Source organism: Neisseria arctica, assembly GCF_022870905.1.
GTDB lineage: Bacteria > Pseudomonadota > Gammaproteobacteria > Burkholderiales > Neisseriaceae > Neisseria > Neisseria arctica.
This window is the reverse complement of sequence record NZ_CP091510.1, coordinates 217,187-241,284: the sequence shown is the minus strand read 5'-3', so window position 1 is coordinate 241,284 and position 24,098 is coordinate 217,187. Positions and strand designations below refer to the sequence as shown.

The window sequence follows — 24,098 nt, the reverse complement described above, 5'->3', positions numbered from 1 at the left end:
CACTCACCTTCCGACACTTTAACACGCTACAGTCCCAGAGAACATCATGAAAAATATTACACTTCAAAATTACAATATTACCATAGGAAATAATTTACCGTTTACTCTTTTTGGCGGAATTAATGTATTAGAAGATTTAGATTCGACCTTATTTGCTTGTGAAAAGTACCTTGAAATTACAAGTAAACTAGACATTCCCTATATTTTTAAGGCATCCTTCGACAAAGCCAACCGTTCTTCTATACATTCATTCCGCGGTGTTGGGATCGATAAAGGGCTGACTATATTCCGAGCACTAAAAGAAAAATTTAATGTTCCAATTATTACCGATGTTCATGAGCCATGGCAATGTGCACTTGTTGCAGAAGTATGCGATATACTTCAACTGCCTGCATTTTTAGCTCGCCAAACTGATTTAGTCATTGCAATGGCAAAAACCCAACGCGTTATAAATATAAAAAAACCACAATTTTTAAGCCCCACTCAAGTTAAAAATATAGTTGATAAATTTCAAGAAGCTGGAAATAATCAAATTATATTATGCGAGCGAGGAAGTAACTTTGGTTACGATAACTTAATAGTTGATATGCTAGGCTTTGGTGTAATGAAATCAACCTGCAACGAACTACCAATTATTTTTGATGTCACCCATTCCTTACAACAACGCGAGTCCAATTCTGCTATCTCAGGAGGAAGGCGCAATCAAGTAGTAGACTTAGCTCTTGCCGGAATGGCTGTAAGACTGGGTGGGCTTTTTCTAGAATCGCACCCCAACCCAGACGAGGCAAAATGTGATGGAGCAAGCGCCCTACCACTTGAGCACTTAGAAGATTTTCTTGTACAAGTAAAAGCTATCGACGATATCGTAAAAACCTTGCCAATATTAACAATTAACTAACTTAACAAAATTCTAAATCTGAAATTAACACTACTGCCTTAAAAAAAGTAGTGTTAATTTTGATTGATGGCAGTGCTTACAACACAAGTACAATTTGCCTATTATAAACTTATAAACACTTTTGAAAAGTAGGATATTCCAAAAACATATTTTCATTTTGCAATGCATTAAACTAATACCAAACAACTATCAATTTAAAAACATTCATTTTAAAATAAACATTCACCTTCCAAAAATCACCGTCCTCAGCTTCGTATCCACATTTACTTATTGCTTAAGAGTGTGAAAATAACAATAAATCCCGAACTCTTAGAATAAATCAGTTCTCTTAACAAACCAAAATACTCTATGAATCCCATAATATTATAGCTTCTACTAAATTTAGTGAGCTATAAAATTTACATAAAACAAATGACTACTTGCCAATATTATAACTTAGGGTTACAATTCCCAAGTTATTTACTATTGTAATAATATTATTGATAGCAAATTTATCAGAACCATCCTAAAACTATTCTATCAATATACTTCATAATAAACATTGCGGCTTCAATTTAAACAAACTCAAGTTAGATATTTATGTAACTTAAAACACCTTTCTCTTCATAAGGCTATTTCAAACGTTTTGAATCATCTCTGCCTATATATTAAAGTGCTAATTTTTTAATAATCAACTCATTCAAATAATTATTATCCCTACAACATTAACATTAGACCATAACACTATGACGGAAAAAAAACTACTTATTGTCTTTGGAACTCGCCCCGAGGCAATTAAAATGGCACCCTTAATAGAGGGTTTAAAACAACAAAATTTTGATTTTAAAGTGTGCGTTACTGCACAACATCGCCAAATGCTAGATCAAGTCTTAGATTTATTTGACATTACACCTGATTACGACTTGGATATCATGAATGGCCAACAAACATTATCATCAATAACATCTAATATTTTAAATAAAATACAATATGTTATTGATGACTACTGCCCTGATATTATCTTTGTACATGGAGATACCTCAACTACATTAGCTACTTCTCTTGCAGCATACTATAATAAAATTGATATTGCTCATGTCGAAGCAGGACTTCGTACACACAATATTTATTCTCCATGGCCCGAAGAAGGAAATAGAAAAATTACCGGTGCCATAGCCAAATATCATTTTGCCCCCACAGAAAATGTTAAAATAAATTTACTAAATGAAGGTATCTCCGAAGATACCATCTATACAACAGGAAATACTGTAATCGACGCCTTGTTCTTAGCATGTAATAAAATAGAATCAAACCCTCAACTCATACAGCACTATCAGGAAAATTTTTCTTTTTTAAACAATGGTAAAATAGTTTTAATTACAGGACATCGAAGGGAAAATTTTGGACAAGGTTTTGAGAATATATGTCGAGCCATCTCAACATTAAGTCTCATGCACCCTGAGGTACAGTTCGTATATCCCGTCCATCTTAATCCCAATGTCCAACAACCGGTTAATCGCCTACTTGCAAATCGAGCAAATATCCACCTCATTGAACCATTAGATTATTTTTCATTTGTATATTTAATGAAAATTTCTTCGATTATCTTAACCGATTCCGGCGGTATACAAGAAGAAGCGCCTTCATTAGGCAAACCTGTTTTAGTAATGCGAGATACAACCGAACGTCCAGAAGCAGTTATAGCTGGAACTGTAAAACTCGTTGGCACCGCACAAGAGTCAATTGTCAAAAATGTCCATATTCTGCTCACAGAACCACAGGAATACAAAAAAATGGCAGACTCCCATAACCCTTACGGGGATGGTACTGCAGTAGAAAAAATATTGAATATATTAAAAAAAATTAATTAAACTTCTCATTAAAGGAAAATTATGTCTCAATTTAACACTATCTCGGTAATTGGACTCGGCTATATCGGTTTACCAACTGCGGCCGTTTTTGCCCAACACGGTATCAATGTTATTGGTGTTGATGTAAATCAACATGCTGTTGAAATAATCAATCAAGGGAAAATCCACATTGTAGAACCTGATCTTGATACCGCAGTACACGACTGTGTATCAAAAGGAATATTACGAGCTACTCTAACTCCAGAGCCTGCGCAAGCATTTTTGATTGCTGTTCCAACACCGTTTAAAGGTAATAATCACGAACCTGATTTAAGCTATATTAAAGCAGCCTGCAATGCAATTGCTCCCGTATTAAAGAAAGGTGGTTTAGTTATACTCGAATCTACTTCACCAGTTGGCGCAACCGAACAAATGGCAGATTGGCTTGCCTTGGCACGCCCTGATCTAACCTTCCCCCAGCAAACTGGAGAAGCATCAGATATTCGTATCGCACATTGCCCCGAAAGGGTTCTACCTGGTCAGGTTATGAGGGAATTGATAGAAAATGATCGAATCATCGGCGGTATGACTAAAAAATGTTCAGAACAAGCCGCTGCTCTATACAAAACCTTTGTCAAGGGGAATTGCATTATTACCAATGCCAGAACAGCAGAAATGTGCAAACTAACCGAAAACTCTTTCCGCGACGTAAACATCGCCTTTGCCAACGAACTTTCCATTATTTGCGACAAACTGGATATCAACGTGTGGGAATTGATTTCACTCGCCAACCGCCACCCCCGTGTCAACATCCTGCAACCGGGCTGCGGCGTAGGAGGCCACTGCATTGCCGTCGATCCGTGGTTTATCGTTAACAAAACACCCGACTTAGCCAAACTGATCCACACCGCACGCCTGGTAAACGATGGCAAGCCCGAATGGGTTATCGGCAAAATCAACGGCGCAGTAATTGAAGCTTTGCAGAAAACCCCCGGCAAAACCATAGCCGACATCAAAATCGCCTGCTTGGGATTAGCATTCAAACCCGATATCGACGACTTGCGCGAAAGCCCTGCCTTAAAGATTACCGAACAACTGGCAGAGAAATATCCCAATCAGATTTTGGCGGTTGAGCCGAACGTTGAAACCCTGCCGGCCAAACTTGCAGCCAAAAATATCCGCCACGCCAAACTAGACAAAGCATTGGAAGAAGCCGATGTTTTGGTAGTTTTGGTTGACCACAAAGAATTTAAAGCGATTCAGACGGCCTCTGTGGATGCGGTTATTGTAGATACAAAAGGTATTTTGTAAATAACCTCGTATACTTGTGCCATTATCTTTATTAAGGTAATGGCAAATTATTTTCATAGGTATTTCAAAGATAAATCCCAATGACTATTCAATCTATTATTAATTCTATATTTTCATATTTTAGAAGTAAAAAACAATTAAGAAAAATCAATAAATTGTTTAAGGATAATAATATTATTATTGTACCATGTAATACGTTTTTTAATGCCAACAATTTTAGTAAAATACAAAATAAAGTATTTGTTTTTAATAACTTACCAAAAGACAGATATGATTTAATTATAAGACATAAAAGCACCCCCCTACATAAAAATCGTAAGCTGGCTTGGGCAACTTTTGAAATAAGTGGAGCATCTCAAAGCCAATATATCGCTAAAAAATTAGGCCTTTCTCTTGGAGAAACAGGCATGTTAAGTTATATAGGAGGAGGAAGAAGTAGAAATAGCTTATATCAAAGTGGGGCATCAATTAACATTCACAAAAATACTAATTTTTTAATGGTTAAATTAATAACAGCCTCTAATTTAGATTTTGAAATTCAAGAAATTGGCCTAATTAGCAAAACACATGCATCCATCAACTCACCAGAAACTACAATTCCATCTCCTACAATCCACTTGCAAAAACTAACTGAAAAATTATCTACAGTACTTGATCAAGATACATATCTGATTTACGCAAATATTTCTCCTAACATTGCCGATGGCTCATCTATTTGGATGTCTTCTGTATCAGATATACTGGCAACCAACTACAAAACTATATTGTTACTAAAAGAAAATTTACGAAATAACATTATTATTTCCAACATTAAAAATATTGAGAATATAATTTTGCTACAACCTACTGACTATTCTAATTTAAATTTATTAGATGAAAAAATGGCATTAGAAATTATTCGTACTATCGATGGCATACACCCACAGTTAAGAGGTGTTTTTGTTCGTGGTGTTACGGCAGCTAATGAGCTTATTTCAAACAGACAATTTAAGTATAGAAGCATATCATATATTACTGATTTTTATGAAGTTAAAGATGGAAAAATTGAAATTAGTGAGGAAAAAACCCGTTTAGTTAAAAATATTGCCTTACAATCAAGATTATTATTAATTCAAACGCAAGAGATGAAAAATAAAATATTTTCATTGATTGGTTATGAGCACAATAACTATGCATATTTGCCGCCATCCTTACCAGATCAAATATTTCAACCTAAGCTTTCTAATCCTACTAAAAAATCAGATGTATTAGAAATAAAAATTGGCTATGCAGGAAAAATTATGCCCAATTGGGGGGTAGAGGAATTACTTACATGGGCAAAAGATTTTAACAAAACTAATAAAAACTTAAAAATAAAACTATTTATTGCAGCCAATAAAATTTCAGCCCCCGGAGAGCAAAGAAAGCCTTTTGTAGCTAAAATTCATCAATTAATTAGCCAATCAGGTGCCGAACACTACACCACCTTTAATCGAGAACAATGTATAAATTTACTTAAAGAAATGGATTATGTTTGGGCATATCGACCCGGATTCTTTGAAGATAATACACTAGAGCTTTCAACTAAACTACTTGAAGCTATAGCAATGCAACAAAAATTAATATGCTACCCTAGCACTATTCATAAAAATGAACTTGGAGAGAATTATCCTTTTTATGTTCGCAATCAAGATGATTTTAATCAAATTATGGAAAATAAAAATACCGTATATGATTTATCTAAAATAGCAAAGCATTTAGAAATCAAACATTCAATTAGCAATGTTGCCCAGCGCATTAAAAAACTTCAGCCCTTTAATATAATAAATTCACAAGTAAATGAACCTCTGATCTGTTTTGCTAGCCATGATTTCAAATTTATTGATGGCTATATTTCTCAATTAAAGTCTAATGGACGAAGAGTTATACGAGATAAGTGGGAGTGGGGGCAGGTTATAAACCTTCAAAAAACAAAGAATAACTATAACAATGCCGATATTATTTTTTGTGAATGGGGACTTGCTAATGCAGTTTGGTTTTCTAGGAATAATATTGAAAATAAGCCACTGTATATCCGTGTTCATGCACAAGAAATACGAGAACGCGCACAAAAATTCGGCAAGCAAATTGACTTTAACAAAGTAACAAAAGTAATTTTTGTATCTAAACGAATACGAGATGAATATATTAAATTATTTAGAATTCCTATTGAAAAAACTATTGTCATTCCAAATTTTGTATTTGATGATGAATTTAAACCAATTAAAAATTTCAAAAAAAATCCTAACAAAGTTGTATTAGGCATGGTTGGTATCGTTCCCCAACTAAAAAGATTAGATAGAGCAGTAGATACATTAGAAGCTTTATTAAAAGAAGGGATTGATGCTGAATTAAGAATAAAAGGACACCGCCCTGAAAATATGGAAATGATGAAAGCACCAAGTCGCGCTCAAGAAATGGAATATTATTATAATATTTATAAAAATATTGAAGCAAAAGGGCTATCTAATAAAATCATATTTGACGATTGGGGAAATGATGTTGCTTTATGGTATCAGGATGTTGACTTTATATTGTCACCCTCAGATTCAGAATCTTTCCACTATGCATTAGCTGATGGTGTATTAGCAGGTTGTATTCCTATAGTATGGAGCTGGGAAGAAGCTCATACAATTTATAGAGATGATTGGATTGTAGATTCTATTTATGCTGCCAAAAATCATATACTGAATTTTTTACACAAAAAAAATGAGCAAACACTACAAGAAAATAGAAACTACATTATAGATAATTATGGAAAAAACATCATATTTAATCAAATTACATCAATAATTTCAGGATCAAATAATGTTAAATAAACTAATATTAAACGGAAGAGAGTTCCTATACTATCACTTTAAAGCACAACAAACTTCAGCTCCGATTTTAATTATTTTTCACGGTGCTGGATATAATAAAATTCCAGCTAAATTTAGAGATCCTAATATAAATGTTGTTGCAATTATGGATACATTTGGTCATGAAGATATCGGCTCTTGGTTCCTTGGTGAAGAGGGGGATTTTTTTTGGATCAATGCAATAAAACAAATCATTACCAAGTTAAAGTACGAGTGTAACTCAGAGCAAGTTTTCTGCTGGGGAAGTAGCATGGGAGGATATGCTGCTATATTACATGGATATCTAAATAATGTTGCTGCAGTTTATGCCAATGTCCCACAAACTAAACTTTTAGGATCTACTTATATTTTACATAACAAAAATATGAAATCTTGCTTAGAGTATGTATTAAATGGTGATGAATCATCTAAATACAATGATTTGACAAGAGTGATCAAGACAGCGACTGATACTGTTTTCATTATTACTTTTAATCAACTAGAAGGTTTAAATTACTTTAGTGAGCAAGGATTTCCATTTCTAAGACATTTACATGGAATTAGACAAAAAATGTATTTAGAAGTTAGGCCTAATAACCAACATGCCGTAATATACAATATATCTGAATCACTGGAGTTATTTAAAAAATATACAGATATCCATATTAAAAACACAGAAAAAAATAATAAAGATTTTATACATCTTACAGAGAAAAAAATAAATACTAAAGGAGAATTCGAAGAAATTATTAATTTTATAAAACAATTCGAATTAAATTCTCATGTTAATCTAAAAACCAATATATGCTGGTCCGAGTGGATCTCCCTAGAAGGATTTGGATTTAATAAATTAAAGTTACTAATTAAATTAACAACTAGTGGAACCCATCAGATTCCTGCCTTATTTACTATAGATTTTGATGGCATTGCTCCTCCAGATGGCTTTTTTAAAAAATCTAATAATTCTGAAATTGGTTTTTTTAATTATATTAGCGGCCAAGATAATGATATATCTGTTGAAAAACTATATACCTATCCAATACCTTTAGATTGCAAGCGTCTTCGAATTGGATTACGGGCATGGCAAGATATAGGATCTGTTTTGAATAAGCTAAATTTGACACTACTTAAAGAGTACGTCGCATAGCAATATTGCTTAAATAACATATGAAAATCTATTTAATTAGTGACAATCTAACCCATCAATCCTTGTGCTTAGAAAATATTAGTTGCCAAAAGGCTTGGTGGTGGTTAAGTAGTCAAAATAAGCCTGTTATTTTTGTCGAGTCCGCCTGGAACGGCTATAAAAACCGCTGGAAATTCAAAATCGCCTCCTATCCCGACCACCCCAAACGTACCAACGAAAAACTGGTGCGTTTGGTTCAGGCCGCGAAAGATAAGGGGATTCCTACCGTTTTTTGGAATAAAGAAGATTCGGTTCATTTCGACCGTTTTATCGATTCTGCCAAACATTTCGACCATATTTTTACTGTGGATGAAAATTGTGTGGAGCGGTATCGTGCGGTGGTGCCCGCTTCAACCACGGTTGATGTGGCGATGTTTCCCGTCCAGCCCCGTATTCATAACTATCAGGGGTTTAACTTCCGGCAATTGGAGGCGAATTTTGTCGGCAGTTTCAGCAGGCATATCCACGGCAAACGTCGTGAACGTCAGGAAATGCTGTTTTCTGCGGCCTTGAAAGCAGGTTTGCCGGTTACGGTTTTCGACCGCAATTCAGACAGAAAATCAGACAACTACCGTTATCCCGGGCAGGAATTCGGCCTGAAAATCATGCCGGCTTTAGATTATGCGCAAACCGCCGATATCTACCGCCGTTTTGCAGTGTCGCTGAATGTAAACACGATTGAAGATTCGCCCACTATGTTTTCACGGCGGGTGGTGGAAATTTTGGCTTGCGGCGGTATTTTAGTTTCTACACCCAGCATGGCAATGGATAGGTTATTTAAAGACTATTGCCATATCGTAAACAATGAAGATGAAGCGGTAGCTTTGTTTGAACGTTTGAAGTACGGACCGTCTAAAAATGATTTGGAAATGGCCAAAGCGGGGGCGGATTTTGTTTTGAACAACTTCACCTGGAACAAGTTTTTACAAAACATTCAATCCGTTATAGCCAATTCAAAATAATTATGTATCCTTCAAGCTTAGGACTATTGCGCCAACAAAAACAACTCCATCTCCTCCTTCACGCTGGACAACAGGGTAAAGGAAAATTTCTTTTATGGGGGAAAAAACATCCTAACCGTGAACACTGGATACACTCAGTATTAAAAAAACCTATCATTTATCTTGAAGACGGCTTTCTCCGTTCATTGGGTTTGGGTGTTGAAGGCTGGCCGTCTTTTTCGATGGTAATTGATGATTTAGGTATTTATTACGACACCACCCGTCCATCACGTTTAGAACACTTACTTCTCCAATCAGACCAAATGCCGTCTGAAATATTGGAACAAAGCCGTCAGGCTATTGATCTGATTGTAAATAATCGCCTTTCCAAATATAACCATGCTCCTGATTTTTCAGACGGCCTTACCCATAAAATCATGCCGTCTGAAAAACAAATCGTATTGGTTATTGACCAAACATTTGGCGATATGGCGGTAAAATACGGTGCTGCCGATGAGCAAACGTTCACCCAAATGCTGGAAGCCGCTCTATCCGAAAACCCTGATGCCGAAATTTGGATTAAAACCCACCCGGATGTTTTAAGTGGAAAGAAAAAAGGCTATCTGACCACACCGCCACACCAATCGAATATTCGTATACTGGCGGAAGATATCAACCCTATTTCTCTCTTGCAAGCGGTTGATAAGATTTACTGTGTTACCTCTCAAATGGGATTTGAAGGCTTGCTATGCGGCAAGCCTGTTATCACTTTTGGCCTACCGTGGTATGCAGGCTGGGGAGTCAGTGATGACCGTCATCCTGATATTTCCCGCCTGCTCGACAGCCGGCGACGTATTTCCTGCTCATTAGAACAATTATTTGCCGGTGCATATTTACAATACAGCCGGTATATCAACCCTTATACCGGTGAAACCGGCTCTCTATTTGATGTTATCAATTATTTAACGGCTGCCCGCCGCTTGAATGAAAAACTACGTGGCGATATTTACTGTATCGGGATGTCTCTGTGGAAACGGGCTGTTATGAAGCCTTTTTTCAATGTACCTTCCTGCCGTCTACATTTTGTTCCTTCCTTAAAAAGCCTACAAAAAAAACAGCTTTCTCCTAAAGCCCGCTTGCTTGCATGGGGGCGCGGCCATGATGACCTGGCTACTTATGCAGCTAAAAATAATCTCCCCCTACTGCGTATGGAAGACGGTTTTATCCGCTCTGTCGGCCTTGGTTCCAACTTAGTGCCACCGCTGTCATTGGTTATTGATGATATAGGCATTTATTTCAATGCCCAAACACCGTCTCGATTGGAATATATCCTACAAAACCAACACTTTGAAGAAAATGACATTCAGACGGCATTATTATTACGGCAAAGCCTAACAGAATCAGCAATTACAAAATACAACATCGGAGGTTCAGACTTACAGCTTCCTACTACCGATAAAAAAGTTTTGCTGGTACCCGGCCAGGTAGAAGATGATGCTTCGATCCGCTACGGTTCTCCCACCATCTATACCAACTTAGAATTACTAAAAACCGTACGAGTAACCAATCCTAATGCTTATATTTTGTATAAGCCTCACCCCGATGTAGTCAGCGGCAACCGTATCGGTGGGGTATCAGATAAGGATGCAAAATCTTATGCTGACCAAATTGTAGCGGAAATAGATATCCTCACCTGCTTAGAACATGCAGATGAAGTACATACGATGACTTCATTAACCGGCTTTGAAGCGCTTTTACGGGGCAAGCAGGTTTATTGCTACGGCCTACCCTTCTATGCCGGCTGGGGCTTAACACATGATTTTTTACCCATTGACCGACGCAGTCGGAAATTGAGTTTAGAAGAATTGATTGCAGGCACGCTCATACACTATCCAAGTTACATCCACCCAGAAACCCGTAGATTAATAACACCAGATATATCAATAGAAGTTATTAAAAAACAAAAAAGTATGCAAAAAAGCAACAATCTGCTACATAGAAATTGGCTGAGCAAGCAATTGGGAAAATTAAAACAGCTTTACCTTTCACTCAAATGAAAGTTTGTTATATATTAGACCGCCCATCTATTTTTATAACCGCTTGTTATGCCTGACTCCATTGCCAGTAATTTAGAAAAATTAACCTCATCGGCAAACCGTATCTTGTTATTACAAGGCCCGCTAGGTGACTTTTTCTATCAATTTGCCCAATGGTTGAAAAAACAAGGGAAAACTGTTTTTAAAATCAACTTTAACTACGGTGATGAAGTATTTTATCCCGCAACCACACCCGATACATTCGGCTATCAAGGCACCCACCAAACCTTCGACACATTTCTAAACGATTTTATTTCACGCCATCAAATCGATGCGCTTGTCTGCTTCGGCGATACACGTCCTTACCATTTGATTGCTAAGGAATTGGCGGATCACACCGAAAATCTGAGCTTTTGGGCCTTTGAAGAAGGATATTTCCGACCTTTTTATATTACCTTAGAAGAACAAGGCGTAAACGATTATTCCCCACTGCCGCGGAAAGTCGATTTTTTCAAACAAGCCTATCCGAAATTAAAAGAACAAAATTACCACGAACCACCCTCTGTCCCCGGAGGATTCCTGCCTATGGCTCGTGCGGCCATAATCTATTACGCAGCAGCTAATCTGTTCAAACGTAAATACCCAAACTATATCCACCATCGTCATTTCGATATCGGGCACTACATCCGCTCTTGGACTTTATCCGGTTTCAAACGTGCCAACTATTGGTTTAAAGACCACAAATTTGCAGAGCAGGTAAAGAGTGGAAAGTTTGGCCGATTCTACATTTTACCGTTGCAGGTATTTAATGACAGCCAAGTACGCGTACACAGTGATTTTTCATCCGTACGAAATTTTCTTTACCATGTTTTGGATTCATTCGCTTTACATGCTCCGAAAGACGTCACCTTGATCGTTAAACACCATCCGATGGATAGAGGCTTTATCGATTATCAAAAAGACATCAAAAAATTCTTAAAGAAACACCCCGAACGCCGTAATAAAATCTTTTATGTGCGCGATGTTCCGTTACCGGTATTGCTCCGCTACGGCATTGGTATGATTACCATCAACAGCACCAGCGGTTTATCCGCACTCATCCATAATATGCCGGTCAAAATTATGGGGCGAGCCAGTTATGACATTCCCGGGATTACAGACCAAAACAAATTAGCAGATTTTTGGAAAAACCCCCAAAAGCCGAATGCTGAATACTTCCACGCCTATCGGATGTACCATATCAATGTTACCCAAATAAATGGCAGCTTTTACAGCCGTGTCAACCTGCCTGACCATATAACTCACACAATCTCGGAAAACCATACGACATGCCACGCTCCAGTGGAAACTGCTGCTGACTAAGCAGCAGTTTTTTTGTATGATGTCCCATTAAATCTTCATGGTTCTATCCGTTAAAGTAACCCTCCGAATACCTTTCGACTGCTGCACAATCATAGATACAGAAATAAATCTTCAAATTTACTCTAATACCGCATGAGCAAAGAGAGGCTGTATATTTCATCATTACAGTACTTTAATATCCGCCGCCCCCTGCCATTATTGATATATTATGAATACAACAAGTGAAAAATTATTCCAACACGCTCTTGCCCACCTACGCACCACACCTCCCGATTACTTTCAGGCATTACCTTTATTGCAACAAGCAGCCGCTTCAGGTCACCCTGAAGCACAATTCCAATTGGCCGGCTGTTACTTCTATGGCAACGGTATCGCTGCCGACATACCCGAGGCCCTCAAACTACTCGAAAAAGCTGCCAATCAAGGGCATCTTTTCGCCCGATATAATTTGCTGCAATGGCAGGAAAACCAAGGCATCAATACGGCAGATCTGTTAGATTCTTATGAACAACTGGCCGAATCCGGTTTGCTTGCCGCCCAGCTCCACCTGCTCGAATACTATCAAATACAACACCATACAGATCAAGTATTTAAATGGGCCAGCAGGACTGCCGAACAAGGGCATCCTTACGGCCAATACAGCCTTGCCCAATACTATCAACACGCAGCTACGCCCGATCCCGCCGCAGCCCATCAATACTACCGGCAAGCGGCGGCGCAAAACTTTCCGCCCGCACATTGGCAACTTGGCAACCAATACCGCTACGGACAAAGCGTTCATACCGATTGGGAAGCTGCAGCCTATCATTTTCGGCAAGCTGCGGAAGCGGAGCTTATTTCCGCACAAACCGCCCTTGGAGAAATCTTATTGCACGGCGGCCATGGCCTTGCTGCCGATCCGGCAACCGCACTGGCGTGGCTAAAAAAAGCGGCAGAACACGGCGATACCCATGCCGATGCGATATTGGCAGAACAATACCTTACCGGGCGGCATTCCGAACGAAACCCAGCCCTTGCCCGAAGCCATGCCGAAAATGCCGCACAACACAAACACCCATTGGCCTTACGTCTGTTGGGAGATATTTACCGCTACGGCTTGGGCGTAACCGCCGATACAGTCTTGGCCGACCAATATTACGACCAAGCCGCACAACAGGGAGATTTAATTGCCCGCCAAAAACAACTGGCAGCAGAAGCATTAAAAGCAAACAACACCTACGAACAAACCAAACAACAGGTATTACAACACCAGCATATCGAACAAATCTATCAAAAAGCTTTCTCTTGCCACTACGGCCTCTCTACTCCTCCCGATTATGCCCAAGCCCACCGTCTTTATCTTGAGGCCGCGAAACAAGGCCACAACAAAGCGCAAACCAATTTGGGCATGATGTATTACAACGGACAAGGCGTAGATACCGATATGACCCAAGCTGCCTATTGGTTTGAGCAAGCCGCCCGCCAAAACGACACCATGGCCCAATACAATTTGGCATGTCTTTACTATCACGGAGCCGGCGTCTCCCCCGATACCGCTACTGCCTGTATCTGGCTGCAAAAGGCAATTGACAACGGCCACCCCCACCCCGAAGCCTTGCTCAAACTTCTTCAGAAATGGCGGCAAAGCATCATATCCAAATAATTTGTATTCCATTCCCTGATTAAGTACTGCACCGTTTCAGCACTCTACAAGCCGTCTGAAAAATAACGGTGCAGATCTTTAATAATTCAAATTCAAAGCACAATATAATTCCGCATATCAATTTTCAGACGGCATCTAAAGTCAGCCATATTAAAATTATGCAAACCGCTTGCTTATGCTTTCCGATAAATTGTGAAACCTCACAGACAATATTTCCCACTGCACGGTAAACAATCCCCTGCCAAACCAAATTCTTATCTAAGTAGCTGTTTGCGAAACACCCATCCAAGAAGTTAAGCCATCTATTCAGCGCGGCACCATCATCAGATGCCGTCTGAAAATACGATAAATTTATCCGCCCCCTTGAGTTTTTCCCATCAGCCCACATATTCAGCCGCAATCAAACCCTTACATCTTGAAACAATTATGAGCAATAAAGACTTTTACGAAACCTTAGGCGTTGCACGTAGTGCCAGCGATGAAGAAATCAAAAAGGCCTACCGCAAACTTGCCATGAAATATCATCCCGACCGTAATCCGGATAATGCCGAGGCGGAGGCCAAATTCAAAGAAATCCAGCAAGCCTATGCCATTCTCTCAGACAAAGAAAAACGCAGTGCCTACGACCAATATGGCCATGCGGGCGTCGACCCCAATATGGGTGCGGGCGGATTCGGCGGTTTTGGCGGATTCGGCGGCGCGCAAGGCTTCGACTTCGGCGATATTTTCAGCCAAATGTTCGGCGGGGCGGCCGGTGGCGGACGCCAACAAAATTACCAAGGCGCAGATTTACAATATGCGGTGGAAATCTCTTTGGAAGAAGCCGCCCTCGGTGTGAAAAAACGTATTACCGTTCCCACATACGAAGAGTGTGATGTCTGCCACGGCTCCGGTGCCAAACCCGGCACTTCGGCAAGCACATGTTCAACCTGTCACGGTTCGGGCACAATTCATGTACGCCAAGCCATTTTCCAAATGCAACAAACCTGTCCAACCTGTCACGGCTCAGGTAAGGAAATCAAAGATCCGTGTATTAAATGCCGTGGCGAAGGCCGTGTAAAAACCAGCAAAACGGTTGAAGTCAACATTCCTGCCGGCATCGACGACGGCCAACGTATCCGCCTATCTGGTGAAGGCGAACCCGGCCTAAATGGCGCGCCTCCCGGAGATTTATATGTTGTCGTGCGCGTTAAAGAGCACAAAACCTTCGAGCGCAACGGCTTGGATTTGCATTGCGAATTACCCATCAGCTTCACTATCGCGGCCTTGGGCGGCGAAGTGGAAGTACCGACATTAGACGGCAAAGTAAAATTGAGCATCCCCAAAGAAACCCAAACCGGCCGCCGTATGCGTGTGAAGGGCAAAGGTATCAAATCACTGCGCTCCAGCGCGGTGGGCGACCTGTATTGCCATGTGGCAGTGGAAACGCCGATTAATCTGACCGAGCGCCAAAAAGAGCTGCTGGAAGAATTTGAAAAAATTTCAACCGGCCTTGACCGCTCTCAAACCCCGCGTCAAAAATCTTTCTTTGACAAAGTTCGTGATATTTTCGACTAATATCCGAAATATCCGCTACATCAAACGGATGGTTTGCCAAAACCGTCCGTTTTTTATCATCGCGCAGCTAAACAGTTATTCGGGCTAAAATAATAAAATGCCGTCTGAAAATTTTCAGACGGCATTTTTCCTGAAAAATATACTTCCTACTTCTGCTTTAGCGCATCTCTAGCAGCTATATGCGGCAATCAGCTTTCTTAAAAATGCATCACAACGGTCCAGTTGCGCCAGCTCCACATATTCATCCGGCTTATGTGCCTGCTCGATACTGCCCGGCCCGCAAATCACGGTATGGATACCGGCCTGCTGAAACTGCCCGCCTTCGGTGGCATAGGCTACTTTCAAACGGCGGGAGTCTTCTACCAATCGGCTAATCAAATCATGCAGCAGCCGTGCTTCAGCCTCGGGCATAGCCGGCACATTTTCCCCATGTTTCATTTCAATCCCGCAAGCCGCATCTATCACCTTCATTTGCGGCTCAAGCACTTCGCGGATATAGGTTTCTATCGGCCCGACAATATCGGCAGGTGTCATATGCGGCAAATTGCGGTAATCAAATTCAAACTCGCATAGCTGAGGCACAATATTACTGGCAATGCCACCACCAATCGTATTCACGCTTAGTGTGGAAAACGGTACGTCGTAATCAGGGTCGTTATCATGACGCTGTTTCAGACGGCCTGCCAAATCGTTGATAAACACAATCAACTTGGCCGCATATTCGATAGCATTCACCCCTTGCGGCGTTAAAGATGAATGAACCGCCTTACCGTGCACGCAGCAGCGGAAAGTATGAATACCTTTATGCGCCACCACCATACGCATCGAAGTAGGCTCGCCGACTATACAATACTCCGGGCTAAGGCCCCGACGCTGCAACTCACCAATCATCACCGGCGCGCCCAAACAACCGATTTCCTCGTCATAAGACAAAGCAATATGCAGCGGTTTATCCAAACGGGCAGACACCATATCCGGTACGGCAGCCAACACGGACGCGATAAAACCTTTCATATCGGCACTGCCCCGCCCGTAAAGCCTGCCGTCGCGAATATCCGCTTGATAAGGATCGCTCAACCATTTTTGCCCGTCTGTCGGCACAACGTCGGTATGGCCGCTGAATATCAATCCGCCTTCCGTACTGCCGTTTGCAGCCGGCACGGTAACAAACAGATTGGCTTTAGTTTGGTCGGCGTTATAAGCCAGCCACGGTTTCAACCCGAAAGAATCCAAATAATCGGCACAATCGCGAATCAAATTCAGATTCGACAAACGGCTGGTGGTATCGAAGGCAATCAAGCGGCTGAGACGGTCGACTGTATTCATGGCAAACTCATTTCAAAAGCGGATAAACTACTTTGATTATAATGCTTTCTTTTACGATAAGCTTGTTCCATCGCCTCCAGCTGTTACAATCTGCCTGAGGCCGTCTGAAAACCCTACGGTCTTTACCTGAAAAGAACAAAACCGACATCGGAGCTTCCGCCGCTGCTTGAATGCGGCGCGCCCCACTCTACCGGAGACCATCAATGAATCCTATCCGCCCTTATCTGGATCACCTACCCCAAATTGCCGAACATTGCTATATCGACCCTGCCGCCGTCATTATCGGCGAAGTCACACTGGGCGAACACGTTTCCGTTTGGCCTTGCGCCGTATTGCGCGGCGACGTAAACCACATCGTTATCGGCGCACGCAGCAATATTCAGGATTTAAGCATGCTGCACGTTTCGCACAAATCGGCGGCCAAACCCGAAGGCTCACCGCTGATTATCGGTGAAGACGTTACCATCGGTCATAAAGTGATGCTGCACGGCTGCACCATAGGTGACCGCGTATTGGTGGGTATGGGTACGATTATCCTAGATGATGCGGTAATCGAAAGCGATGTCATGATAGGTGCCGGCAGCCTGGTGCCGCCCCGCAAACGGTTGGAAAGCGGCTTTTTATATGTCGGTTCCCCCGTTAAACAAATCCGCCCGCTTACCGAAGAAGAAAAAGGCAAATTGGTTGCTTCTGCCGCCCACTATATCCGCGTATCGGAAAACTATCTCAAAACCGCCAAACAAACTTCAGACGGCCTTGAAAATAAGTAAGGGTTTATCAGACCACTCCTCAAAAAAGCCGGCATATGCTTCATCATAAGCATCGCCGGTTTTTTAGTGTGTCGATAAGTGTCCGAGCCTCTCCACAAAATATTGAAGTAATATTACACAATGTCTTACTTCCCAATATCGTACAGCCTGCCCAATCTGCTCTACAACCCACTATTACACAAATACCTTTTTCTCAAATTATAGAATTACCCAAACTTTTTCGATCCCCACTCTTTTGCCTACCTTGGCCTAAATCATAAAAAACTGTAATTTTATAACTACAATCTAAATTTTCAGGTTAAAATTTCACCAAGATTTTACGCAACCCGCATACCCCGCCGGCAATCAAACATCCCGCCAAAATATAAACGGACTTTCGCCATCCACCGGTTGCACAAACCTATGCCGCTACGATGGCAGTTCATCAGAAAACCAAATGATTTGGCACCGTATTGCAACGGTGTATTAAACCTCACAAACCCAAACCGAGTCCTATTGAAGGAATAGCCGTATGAGCAAACCTATCCGCGACCTCACCCGCATCCGCCACAACACCAAAATCGTTGCCACACTGGGCCCGGGCAGCAACAACGTCGAGCTGCTCGAAGATATGATCCGCGTCGGCGGACTAAACGTCGTCCGCTTCAACTTCAGCCACGGCACCGCCGAATTCCACCGCGAAAATGCCGAAATCGTCCGCGAAGCCGCCCGCCGTGCCGGGCGCGAAGTCGCCATTATGGCCGACCTGCAAGGCCCTAAAATCCGTGTCGGCAAGCTGGAAAACGGCTTTATCGAACTTAATGCTGGTGAAAAACTGCTGCTTGATGCCGCACTGGAAGGCGAAGGCAACCGCGAACGCGTCGGCCTTGATTACCGCAACCTGCCCGACGACGTCAAACCGGGTGATATTCTGCTGCTGGACGACGGCCTGCTTACACTAACCGTAGACGAAGTACGCGGCCATGAAATCCTCACTACCGTACAAAACAGCCACAAACTGAAATCCAACAAAGGCATCAACAAACAAGGCGGCGGACTTTCCGCCGGCGCGCTTACCGAAAAAGACTTCCGCGACCTCAAAACCGCCGTTTCCATCGGTTGCGACTATCTGGCCGTCAGCTTTGTAAAATCTGCCGAAGACATGCAGATTGCCCGCAATTTGGTCGAACAGGAAATGCAAGGCAGCGATGCCGTACGCCCGGGCTTGGTGGCAAAAATCGAGCGTGTGGAAGCCATTACCAACCTTGATGAAATTATTTTGGCTTCAGACGGCATCATGGTTGCCCGTGGCGATTTGGCGGTAGAGGTAGGCAATGCCGCCGTTCCCGCCCTGCAAAAACGCATGATCAAACGCGCCCGCGAACTACGCCGCTTCAGCATCACCGCCACGCAAATGATGGAAAGCATGATTACCAACCCCGTACCGACGCGCGCCGAAGTCAGCGACGTTGCCAATGCGGTGCTGGACGGAACCGACGCGGTAATGTGTTCCGCCGAAACCGCCATCGGTGCCTATCCGTTTGAAACCGTGCGCCAAATGGCGATTATCTGTGCCGCCGCAGAAGCCGAACAAGATTCTCTCAACGGCGTGGAAGACGTACACCAAGAAGCCGCCGTCAGCCCCAACTTGGCGATTGCCAGCGGAGCCGTACAAGTCGCCCGTGCCATCGGAGCCAAAGCGATTGTCGCGCTGACCGAAAGCGGCAGCACCGCCTTCGAAATCAGCCGCCACAGCATCCAGCTGCCGATTTACGCACTCACACCCAGCATTTCCGCCCAACGCCGTATGGCGATGTACCGCGGCGTGCGTCCGTTGCGTTTGGCAACCAGTACCAACCACGATACTGCCTTGGACGAAGTAGAAGCCATGCTATTGGAACGCAATGTTTTGCATAGCGGCGACCAATACATCATCACCAGCGGCTCGCGTATGCGCGAGAGCGGCAGCACCGATACGCTGCAAATTTTCCGCGTTCTGTAAATTACCATGATCAGGCCGTCTGAAAATATGGCAAAAGAAAAAGCAGGCATCCAAGCCTGCTTTTTTTATGGGGAAATCTCTATCTGATATTTCAGACGGCCTCTTGTCCAGTATCAAAACGCCGACAAAGGTACGGCCATCAAAGTTTCTCCGCCGTTTACCACTTGCGCCGCATAAGTTTGTATCTGCGGCAGCACATAAGCAAAGTAAACCTGCGCCGTATGCCGCTCGGCCGCATAAAACTCTTCATCCCCCACCGCTTCGTTTTGAGCTGCCAACCAATGGCGCGCCATTGCCACCGCTCCTAAAGTACAGCCCATCTGATGCAGATAGGCATGCGAAACCGCTGCCGCCGATTCGGGTGTTTCCGCCATCTGAGCCACAACCGCGGCTACGCTTTGCCGTGCCAAAGCCAATGCTTGGCGGAGTGATTCTGCCATTACCGGGGCTTGTGCGGCGAGTTCCCGCGCAACACTTTCGCCTTCCGCCAATAGCAGTTCGGCGGTTTTTCCATTATTAGCGGCGGTTTTTCGGCCGATCAAATCCAAAGCCTGAATACCGTTCGTACCTTCGTAAATCGGCGTAATCCGTACATCGCGCACATATTGCGCCATGCCTGTTTCCTCTATATAGCCCATACCGCCGAACACCTGCATGGCCATATTAGTCAACACCGTACCGTTATCGGTATTCCATGCCTTCACAATCGGAATCAGAAAATCCAATACGGCTGAAGCTTCGGCACGCACGGCCTCATCTTCATGCCCGTGCATGGTATCGATACAGGCCGCTGCCCGCATATACAGCGCACGCTGCGCGGCAAGCGTCGCTTTTTGCACCAGCAGCATACGGCGTACGTCGGGGTGGTTGATAATCGCTACCGGTACTTGGCTTTGCCCGCCGATGCCGCGGCTTTGTACGCGCTCTTTGGCATAGGCCAACGCATTTTGGTAAGCCCGCTGCGCCACCGCATGCCCTTCGATGCCCACACCCAAGCGCGCATGGTTCATCATGGTAAACATATACGCCAAACCCTTGCCTGCCTCACCGACCAAATAGCCTTCGGCTTCGTCGAACTGCATCACGCAAGTGGGGCTGGCATGAATACCCAGTTTATGTTCCAGGCCTACTACCGAAACCCGGTTGCGTTCACCCGGATTACCCTCGGCATCCAATAAAAACTTCGGTACGATAAACAGCGAAATGCCCTTCACGCCCGCCGGTGCATCGGGCAAGCGTGCCAACACCAAATGCACGATATTTTCGGTAATTTCCTGCTCGCCCCAAGTAATGAAGATTTTTTGACCGCTCACCGCATACGCGCCGTTTTCTTTCGGCACGGCTTTTGCCGCCACCTGCCCCAAATCCGTACCCGCATTCGGTTCGGTGAGATTCATGGTGCCGCTCCATAAGCCTTGGCTCATCTTGGGCAGATAAGTCTGCTTTTGCGCTTCGTCGGCATGGTTCAGCAAAGCTTCCACTGCGCCCAAAGTCAGCATCGGCAGCAACGAGAACGACAAATTCGCCGCACACCACATTTCCTCGCAAGCCGCCGCCACTACCGCCGGCAACCCCTGCCCTTCATATTCGGCAGGCGCGCGCAAACCGATCCAACCCGCGTCGCGGTATTCCTCATAAGCGCGCACCAAATCGGGATGGGTCTCCACCTTGCCCGACACCAGCTTGGCACCGTTCAAATCGCCCGTACGGTTGGTCGGCGCCAACACCTGCTCTGCAAACTTAGCGGCCTCCTCCAACACCGCATCCACCGTGTCGGCATCGAGGCCGTCTGAAGAAGGCAAAGCCAACACTTCAGGCAAACTGCCGTGCACCCGCAGGGCAAAACGCAATTCATTTAAAGGCACTTGGTAATTCATCATTTCTCCGATAACTTATTCTTAGGATGCCGGATACTTTAGCCGCAAACCTACCGCCTGCAAAGCCGAACACCCGCATTTTTCACAACTTTTTTGGAGTCAGATCTCTAGTTTTAATCTTGCCGTCAAGCACCGATAAAAATGTATTTTTCAGACGGCCTCTTGCAGATGACAAATCCCGCCCTGCCCGTTATGCTTACTTTTTTCCAATAACACTATTAATTCAGATAATGAACATTACCCAAATCCTTGCCAACGAACTTTCCGCCACCACTGCCCAAATCACTGCCGCCGTCGAACTGCTGGACGAAGGCGCCACCGTTCCCTTTATCGCCCGTTACCGCAAAGAGGCCACCGGCGGGTTGGACGACAGCCAACTACGCACCCTAGCCGAGCGGCTGCAATACCTGCGCGAACTGCAAGAGCGCAAAGCCACCGTATTAAAAAGCATTGAAGAACAAGGCAAACTCACGCCCGAACTGCAAGCCGCCATCGAAGCCGCCGACAATAAAACCACCCTTGAAGATCTCTACCTACCCTATAAACCCAAGCGTCGCACCAAAGCGCAAATCGCCCGTGAAAACGGCTTACAGCCCTTGGCCGACCTACTCTTAAACACGCCGTCTGAAAACCCCGAAACCGCCGCCCAAGCCTATTTGGGCGACAACGTACCCGATACCAAAGCCGCACTGGACGGCGCACGCGCCATTCTGATGGAACAATTTGCCGAAGATGCCGAGCTCATCGGCCGTCTGCGCGAAAAACTGTGGGCCGAAGCCGAGATCCACGCCCAAGTAATCGCCGGCAAAGAAAACGAAGGCGAAAAATTCACCGATTACTTCGACCACCGCGAAGCCGTCCGCACCATGCCTAGCCACCGCGCCTTAGCCGTATTACGCGGACGCAACGAAGGCATTCTTCAGACGACCTTGAAATACCAACCCGACGAAACCCCGATTACCGAGCAAAGCGAATACGAACAACTGATCGCCCGACACTTCAACATCGACGATAAAGGCCGCCCCGCCGACAAATGGTTACGCGACACCGTGCGTTTGGCCTGGCGCGCCAAAATCTTCCTCTCCCTCGAGCTGGAAGCCTTCAACCGCCTGAAAGAAAACGCCGATACCGATGCCATCACCGTATTCGCCCGCAACCTCAAAGATCTGCTGCTGGCCGCCCCCGCCGGCCGCCTGACCACCCTCGGCCTAGACCCCGGCTACCGCAACGGTGTGAAATGCGCCGTTGTCAGCGATACCGGCAAACTCTTGGATACCGTCATCGTATATCTGCACCAAGAAAACAATATGTTGGCTGCTTTGGCAAACCTGATTAAAAAACACCAAGTGAAACTGATCGCCATCGGCAACGGCACCGCCAGCCGCGAAACCGATAAAATCGCAGCCGAGCTGGTAAAAGGCCTGCCCGAAATGCAGCTGCATAAAATCGTTGTTTCCGAAGCAGGCGCATCCATCTACTCCGCCTCCGAGCTGGCCGCCAAAGAATTCCCCGATTTAGACGTTTCCCTGCGCGGCGCCGTCTCCATCGCCCGCCGCCTGCAAGACCCGCTGGCCGAACTGGTGAAAATCGACCCCAAATCCATCGGCGTCGGCCAGTACCAACACGACGTCAACCAAAGCCAACTTGCCAAATCGCTGGATGCCGTCGTAGAAGACTGCGTTAACGCCGTCGGCGTGGATGTGAATACCGCCTCCGTACCGCTGCTTGCCCGCATCTCCGGCCTCAACAGCACGCTTGCCCAAAATATCGTTGCCTACCGCGACGAACACGGCGCATTCGACAGCCGCCGCCAACTGCTGAAAGTACCGCGCCTCGGTGAAAAAACCTACGAACAGGCCGCCGGCTTTTTACGCATCAACGGCGGCAAAGAACCGCTGGATGCCAGCGCCGTCCACCCCGAAGCCTATCCCTTAGTCGCCCGTATGCTCGATGATCTGCACATCAAAGCCGCAGACCTGATCGGCAACCGTGAAAAAATCAAACAAATCAAACCCACCCAGTACACTACCGAACAATTCGGCCTGCCCACCGTTATGGATATCCTCGCCGAACTAGAAAAACCCGGGCGCGACCCGCGCGGCGAGTTTCAGACGGCCACATTTGCCGAAGGCATCAACGAAATCAGCGATTTAAAGCCCGGAATGATTCTCGAAGGCGTGGTAAGCAACGTTGCCAACTTCGGCGCATTCGTCGATATCGGCGTACACCAAGACGGTCTCGTCCACATCTCCGCCCTTTCGAACAAATTCGTTTCCGATCCGCGCGAAGTGGTAAAAGCCGGCGACGTAGTAAAAGTGAAAGTAGTCGAAGTAGATGCCGCCCGCAAACGCATCGCACTCACTATGCGGCTGGATGATGAAGCCGGAACATCGGGCAAACACAGCGAAAGGCCGTCTGAAACCCGAAACCGCCACCAAAAACACTCCGGCGGCTTAAAAAACGAACGCAACAACGCCCTTGCAAACTCGGCTATGGCGGATGCGTTTGCAAAGTTAAAAAGATAAGG

The 24,098-nt window shown here is 44.3% G+C and carries 15 protein-coding genes; 13 read left to right on the top strand and 2 right to left on the bottom strand.

Translation table 11 applies throughout. The features are described from left to right. Positions 1–46: 46 nt before the first annotated feature. From kdsA to dnaJ, 10 genes are all read left to right on the top strand, one after another. Positions 47–898, top strand: a complete 852-nt coding sequence (gene kdsA / locus LVJ86_RS01040) for a 3-deoxy-8-phosphooctulonate synthase (RefSeq protein WP_047760028.1) — start codon at positions 47–49, stop codon at positions 896–898. Between the two features lie 725 nt (positions 899–1,623). After that, complete coding sequence (gene wecB / locus LVJ86_RS01035; RefSeq protein WP_047760029.1) at positions 1,624–2,748, top strand: non-hydrolyzing UDP-N-acetylglucosamine 2-epimerase; 1,125 nt, start codon at positions 1,624–1,626, stop codon at positions 2,746–2,748. Positions 2,749–2,769: 21 nt separating this feature from the next. Continuing rightward, a complete protein-coding gene (gene wecC / locus LVJ86_RS01030; RefSeq protein ID WP_047760030.1) occupies positions 2,770–4,038 on the top strand; it encodes a UDP-N-acetyl-D-mannosamine dehydrogenase in 1,269 nt (422 codons plus the stop codon). An 80-nt stretch (positions 4,039–4,118) separates the two neighbouring features. Further along, positions 4,119–6,875 carry a glycosyltransferase family 4 protein gene (locus LVJ86_RS01025; protein ID WP_047760031.1) on the top strand — a complete coding sequence of 919 codons (2,757 nt, stop codon included), beginning with the start codon at positions 4,119–4,121 and terminating at the stop codon, positions 6,873–6,875. Then, positions 6,865–8,040, top strand: a complete 1,176-nt coding sequence (locus tag LVJ86_RS01020; protein WP_047760032.1) for an alpha/beta fold hydrolase — start codon at positions 6,865–6,867, stop codon at positions 8,038–8,040. Before LVJ86_RS01025 ends, LVJ86_RS01020 begins: the two co-directional genes overlap by 11 nt. Positions 8,041–8,060: 20 nt before the next feature. Next, positions 8,061–9,041 (top strand): CgeB family protein, encoded by a 981-nt coding sequence (locus LVJ86_RS01015; RefSeq protein ID WP_047760033.1) that lies wholly within the window; start codon positions 8,061–8,063, stop codon positions 9,039–9,041. A gap of 2 nt (positions 9,042–9,043) precedes the next feature. Further along, a complete protein-coding gene (locus LVJ86_RS01010) occupies positions 9,044–11,077 on the top strand; it encodes a capsular polysaccharide biosynthesis protein (RefSeq protein WP_075968063.1) in 2,034 nt (677 codons plus the stop codon). 48 nt (positions 11,078–11,125) lie between these two features. Further along, entirely contained in the window at positions 11,126–12,418 is a 1,293-nt protein-coding gene (locus LVJ86_RS01005; RefSeq protein WP_075968064.1) for a capsule biosynthesis protein, read from the top strand. A gap of 208 nt (positions 12,419–12,626) precedes the next feature. Then, a complete protein-coding gene (locus LVJ86_RS01000) occupies positions 12,627–14,060 on the top strand; it encodes a tetratricopeptide repeat protein (protein ID WP_047760034.1) in 1,434 nt (477 codons plus the stop codon). A 426-nt stretch (positions 14,061–14,486) separates the two neighbouring features. Next, on the top strand, positions 14,487–15,617 hold the full coding sequence (gene dnaJ, locus LVJ86_RS00995; protein WP_047760036.1) for a molecular chaperone DnaJ: 1,131 nt from the start codon (positions 14,487–14,489) through the stop codon (positions 15,615–15,617). Between the two features lie 168 nt (positions 15,618–15,785). On the opposite strand, the gene argE is transcribed toward dnaJ, so the two are convergent. Beyond that, a complete protein-coding gene (gene argE, locus LVJ86_RS00990; protein ID WP_047760037.1) occupies positions 15,786–16,943 on the bottom strand; it encodes an acetylornithine deacetylase in 1,158 nt (385 codons plus the stop codon). Between the two features lie 203 nt (positions 16,944–17,146). Here argE and LVJ86_RS00985 point away from each other — a divergent pair, with 203 nt between their 5' ends. Further along, positions 17,147–17,713, top strand: coding sequence for a gamma carbonic anhydrase family protein (locus tag LVJ86_RS00985; RefSeq protein WP_047760038.1), 567 nt, complete (start codon positions 17,147–17,149; stop codon positions 17,711–17,713). A 511-nt stretch (positions 17,714–18,224) separates the two neighbouring features. After that, positions 18,225–19,694: a pyruvate kinase gene (gene pyk, locus LVJ86_RS00980; RefSeq protein ID WP_047760039.1), complete on the top strand. Its 1,470-nt coding sequence runs from the start codon at positions 18,225–18,227 to the stop codon at positions 19,692–19,694. Positions 19,695–19,807: 113 nt separating this feature from the next. On the opposite strand, the gene LVJ86_RS00975 is transcribed toward pyk, so the two are convergent. Further along, entirely contained in the window at positions 19,808–21,571 is a 1,764-nt protein-coding gene (locus LVJ86_RS00975; RefSeq protein WP_047760040.1) for an acyl-CoA dehydrogenase family protein, read from the bottom strand. Positions 21,572–21,801: 230 nt separating this feature from the next. Between LVJ86_RS00975 and LVJ86_RS00970 the strand changes: the two genes are divergently transcribed. Continuing rightward, positions 21,802–24,096 carry a Tex family protein gene (locus tag LVJ86_RS00970; protein WP_047760041.1) on the top strand — a complete coding sequence of 765 codons (2,295 nt, stop codon included), beginning with the start codon at positions 21,802–21,804 and terminating at the stop codon, positions 24,094–24,096. Positions 24,097–24,098 lie beyond the last annotated feature (2 nt).

Bases quoted from the DNA above. Each gene is read 5' to 3' on its own strand.
- LVJ86_RS00970 (WP_047760041.1), top strand. From the start codon at position 21,802: ATGAACATTACCCAAATCCTTGCCAACGAACTTTCCGCCACCACTGCC.
- wecB (WP_047760029.1), top strand. From the start codon at position 1,624: ATGACGGAAAAAAAACTACTTATTGTCTTTGGAACTCGCCCCGAGGCA.
- LVJ86_RS00975 (WP_047760040.1), bottom strand. From the start codon at position 21,571: ATGAATTACCAAGTGCCTTTAAATGAATTGCGTTTTGCCCTGCGGGTG.
- wecC (WP_047760030.1), top strand. From the start codon at position 2,770: ATGTCTCAATTTAACACTATCTCGGTAATTGGACTCGGCTATATCGGT.
- argE (WP_047760037.1), bottom strand. From the start codon at position 16,943: ATGAATACAGTCGACCGTCTCAGCCGCTTGATTGCCTTCGATACCACC.
- LVJ86_RS01015 (WP_047760033.1), top strand. From the start codon at position 8,061: ATGAAAATCTATTTAATTAGTGACAATCTAACCCATCAATCCTTGTGC.
- dnaJ (WP_047760036.1), top strand. From the start codon at position 14,487: ATGAGCAATAAAGACTTTTACGAAACCTTAGGCGTTGCACGTAGTGCC.
- LVJ86_RS01010 (WP_075968063.1), top strand. From the start codon at position 9,044: ATGTATCCTTCAAGCTTAGGACTATTGCGCCAACAAAAACAACTCCAT.
- kdsA (WP_047760028.1), top strand. From the start codon at position 47: ATGAAAAATATTACACTTCAAAATTACAATATTACCATAGGAAATAAT.
- LVJ86_RS00985 (WP_047760038.1), top strand. From the start codon at position 17,147: ATGAATCCTATCCGCCCTTATCTGGATCACCTACCCCAAATTGCCGAA.
- pyk (WP_047760039.1), top strand. From the start codon at position 18,225: ATGAGCAAACCTATCCGCGACCTCACCCGCATCCGCCACAACACCAAA.
- LVJ86_RS01020 (WP_047760032.1), top strand. From the start codon at position 6,865: ATGTTAAATAAACTAATATTAAACGGAAGAGAGTTCCTATACTATCAC.
- LVJ86_RS01025 (WP_047760031.1), top strand. From the start codon at position 4,119: ATGACTATTCAATCTATTATTAATTCTATATTTTCATATTTTAGAAGT.
- LVJ86_RS01005 (WP_075968064.1), top strand. From the start codon at position 11,126: ATGCCTGACTCCATTGCCAGTAATTTAGAAAAATTAACCTCATCGGCA.
- LVJ86_RS01000 (WP_047760034.1), top strand. From the start codon at position 12,627: ATGAATACAACAAGTGAAAAATTATTCCAACACGCTCTTGCCCACCTA.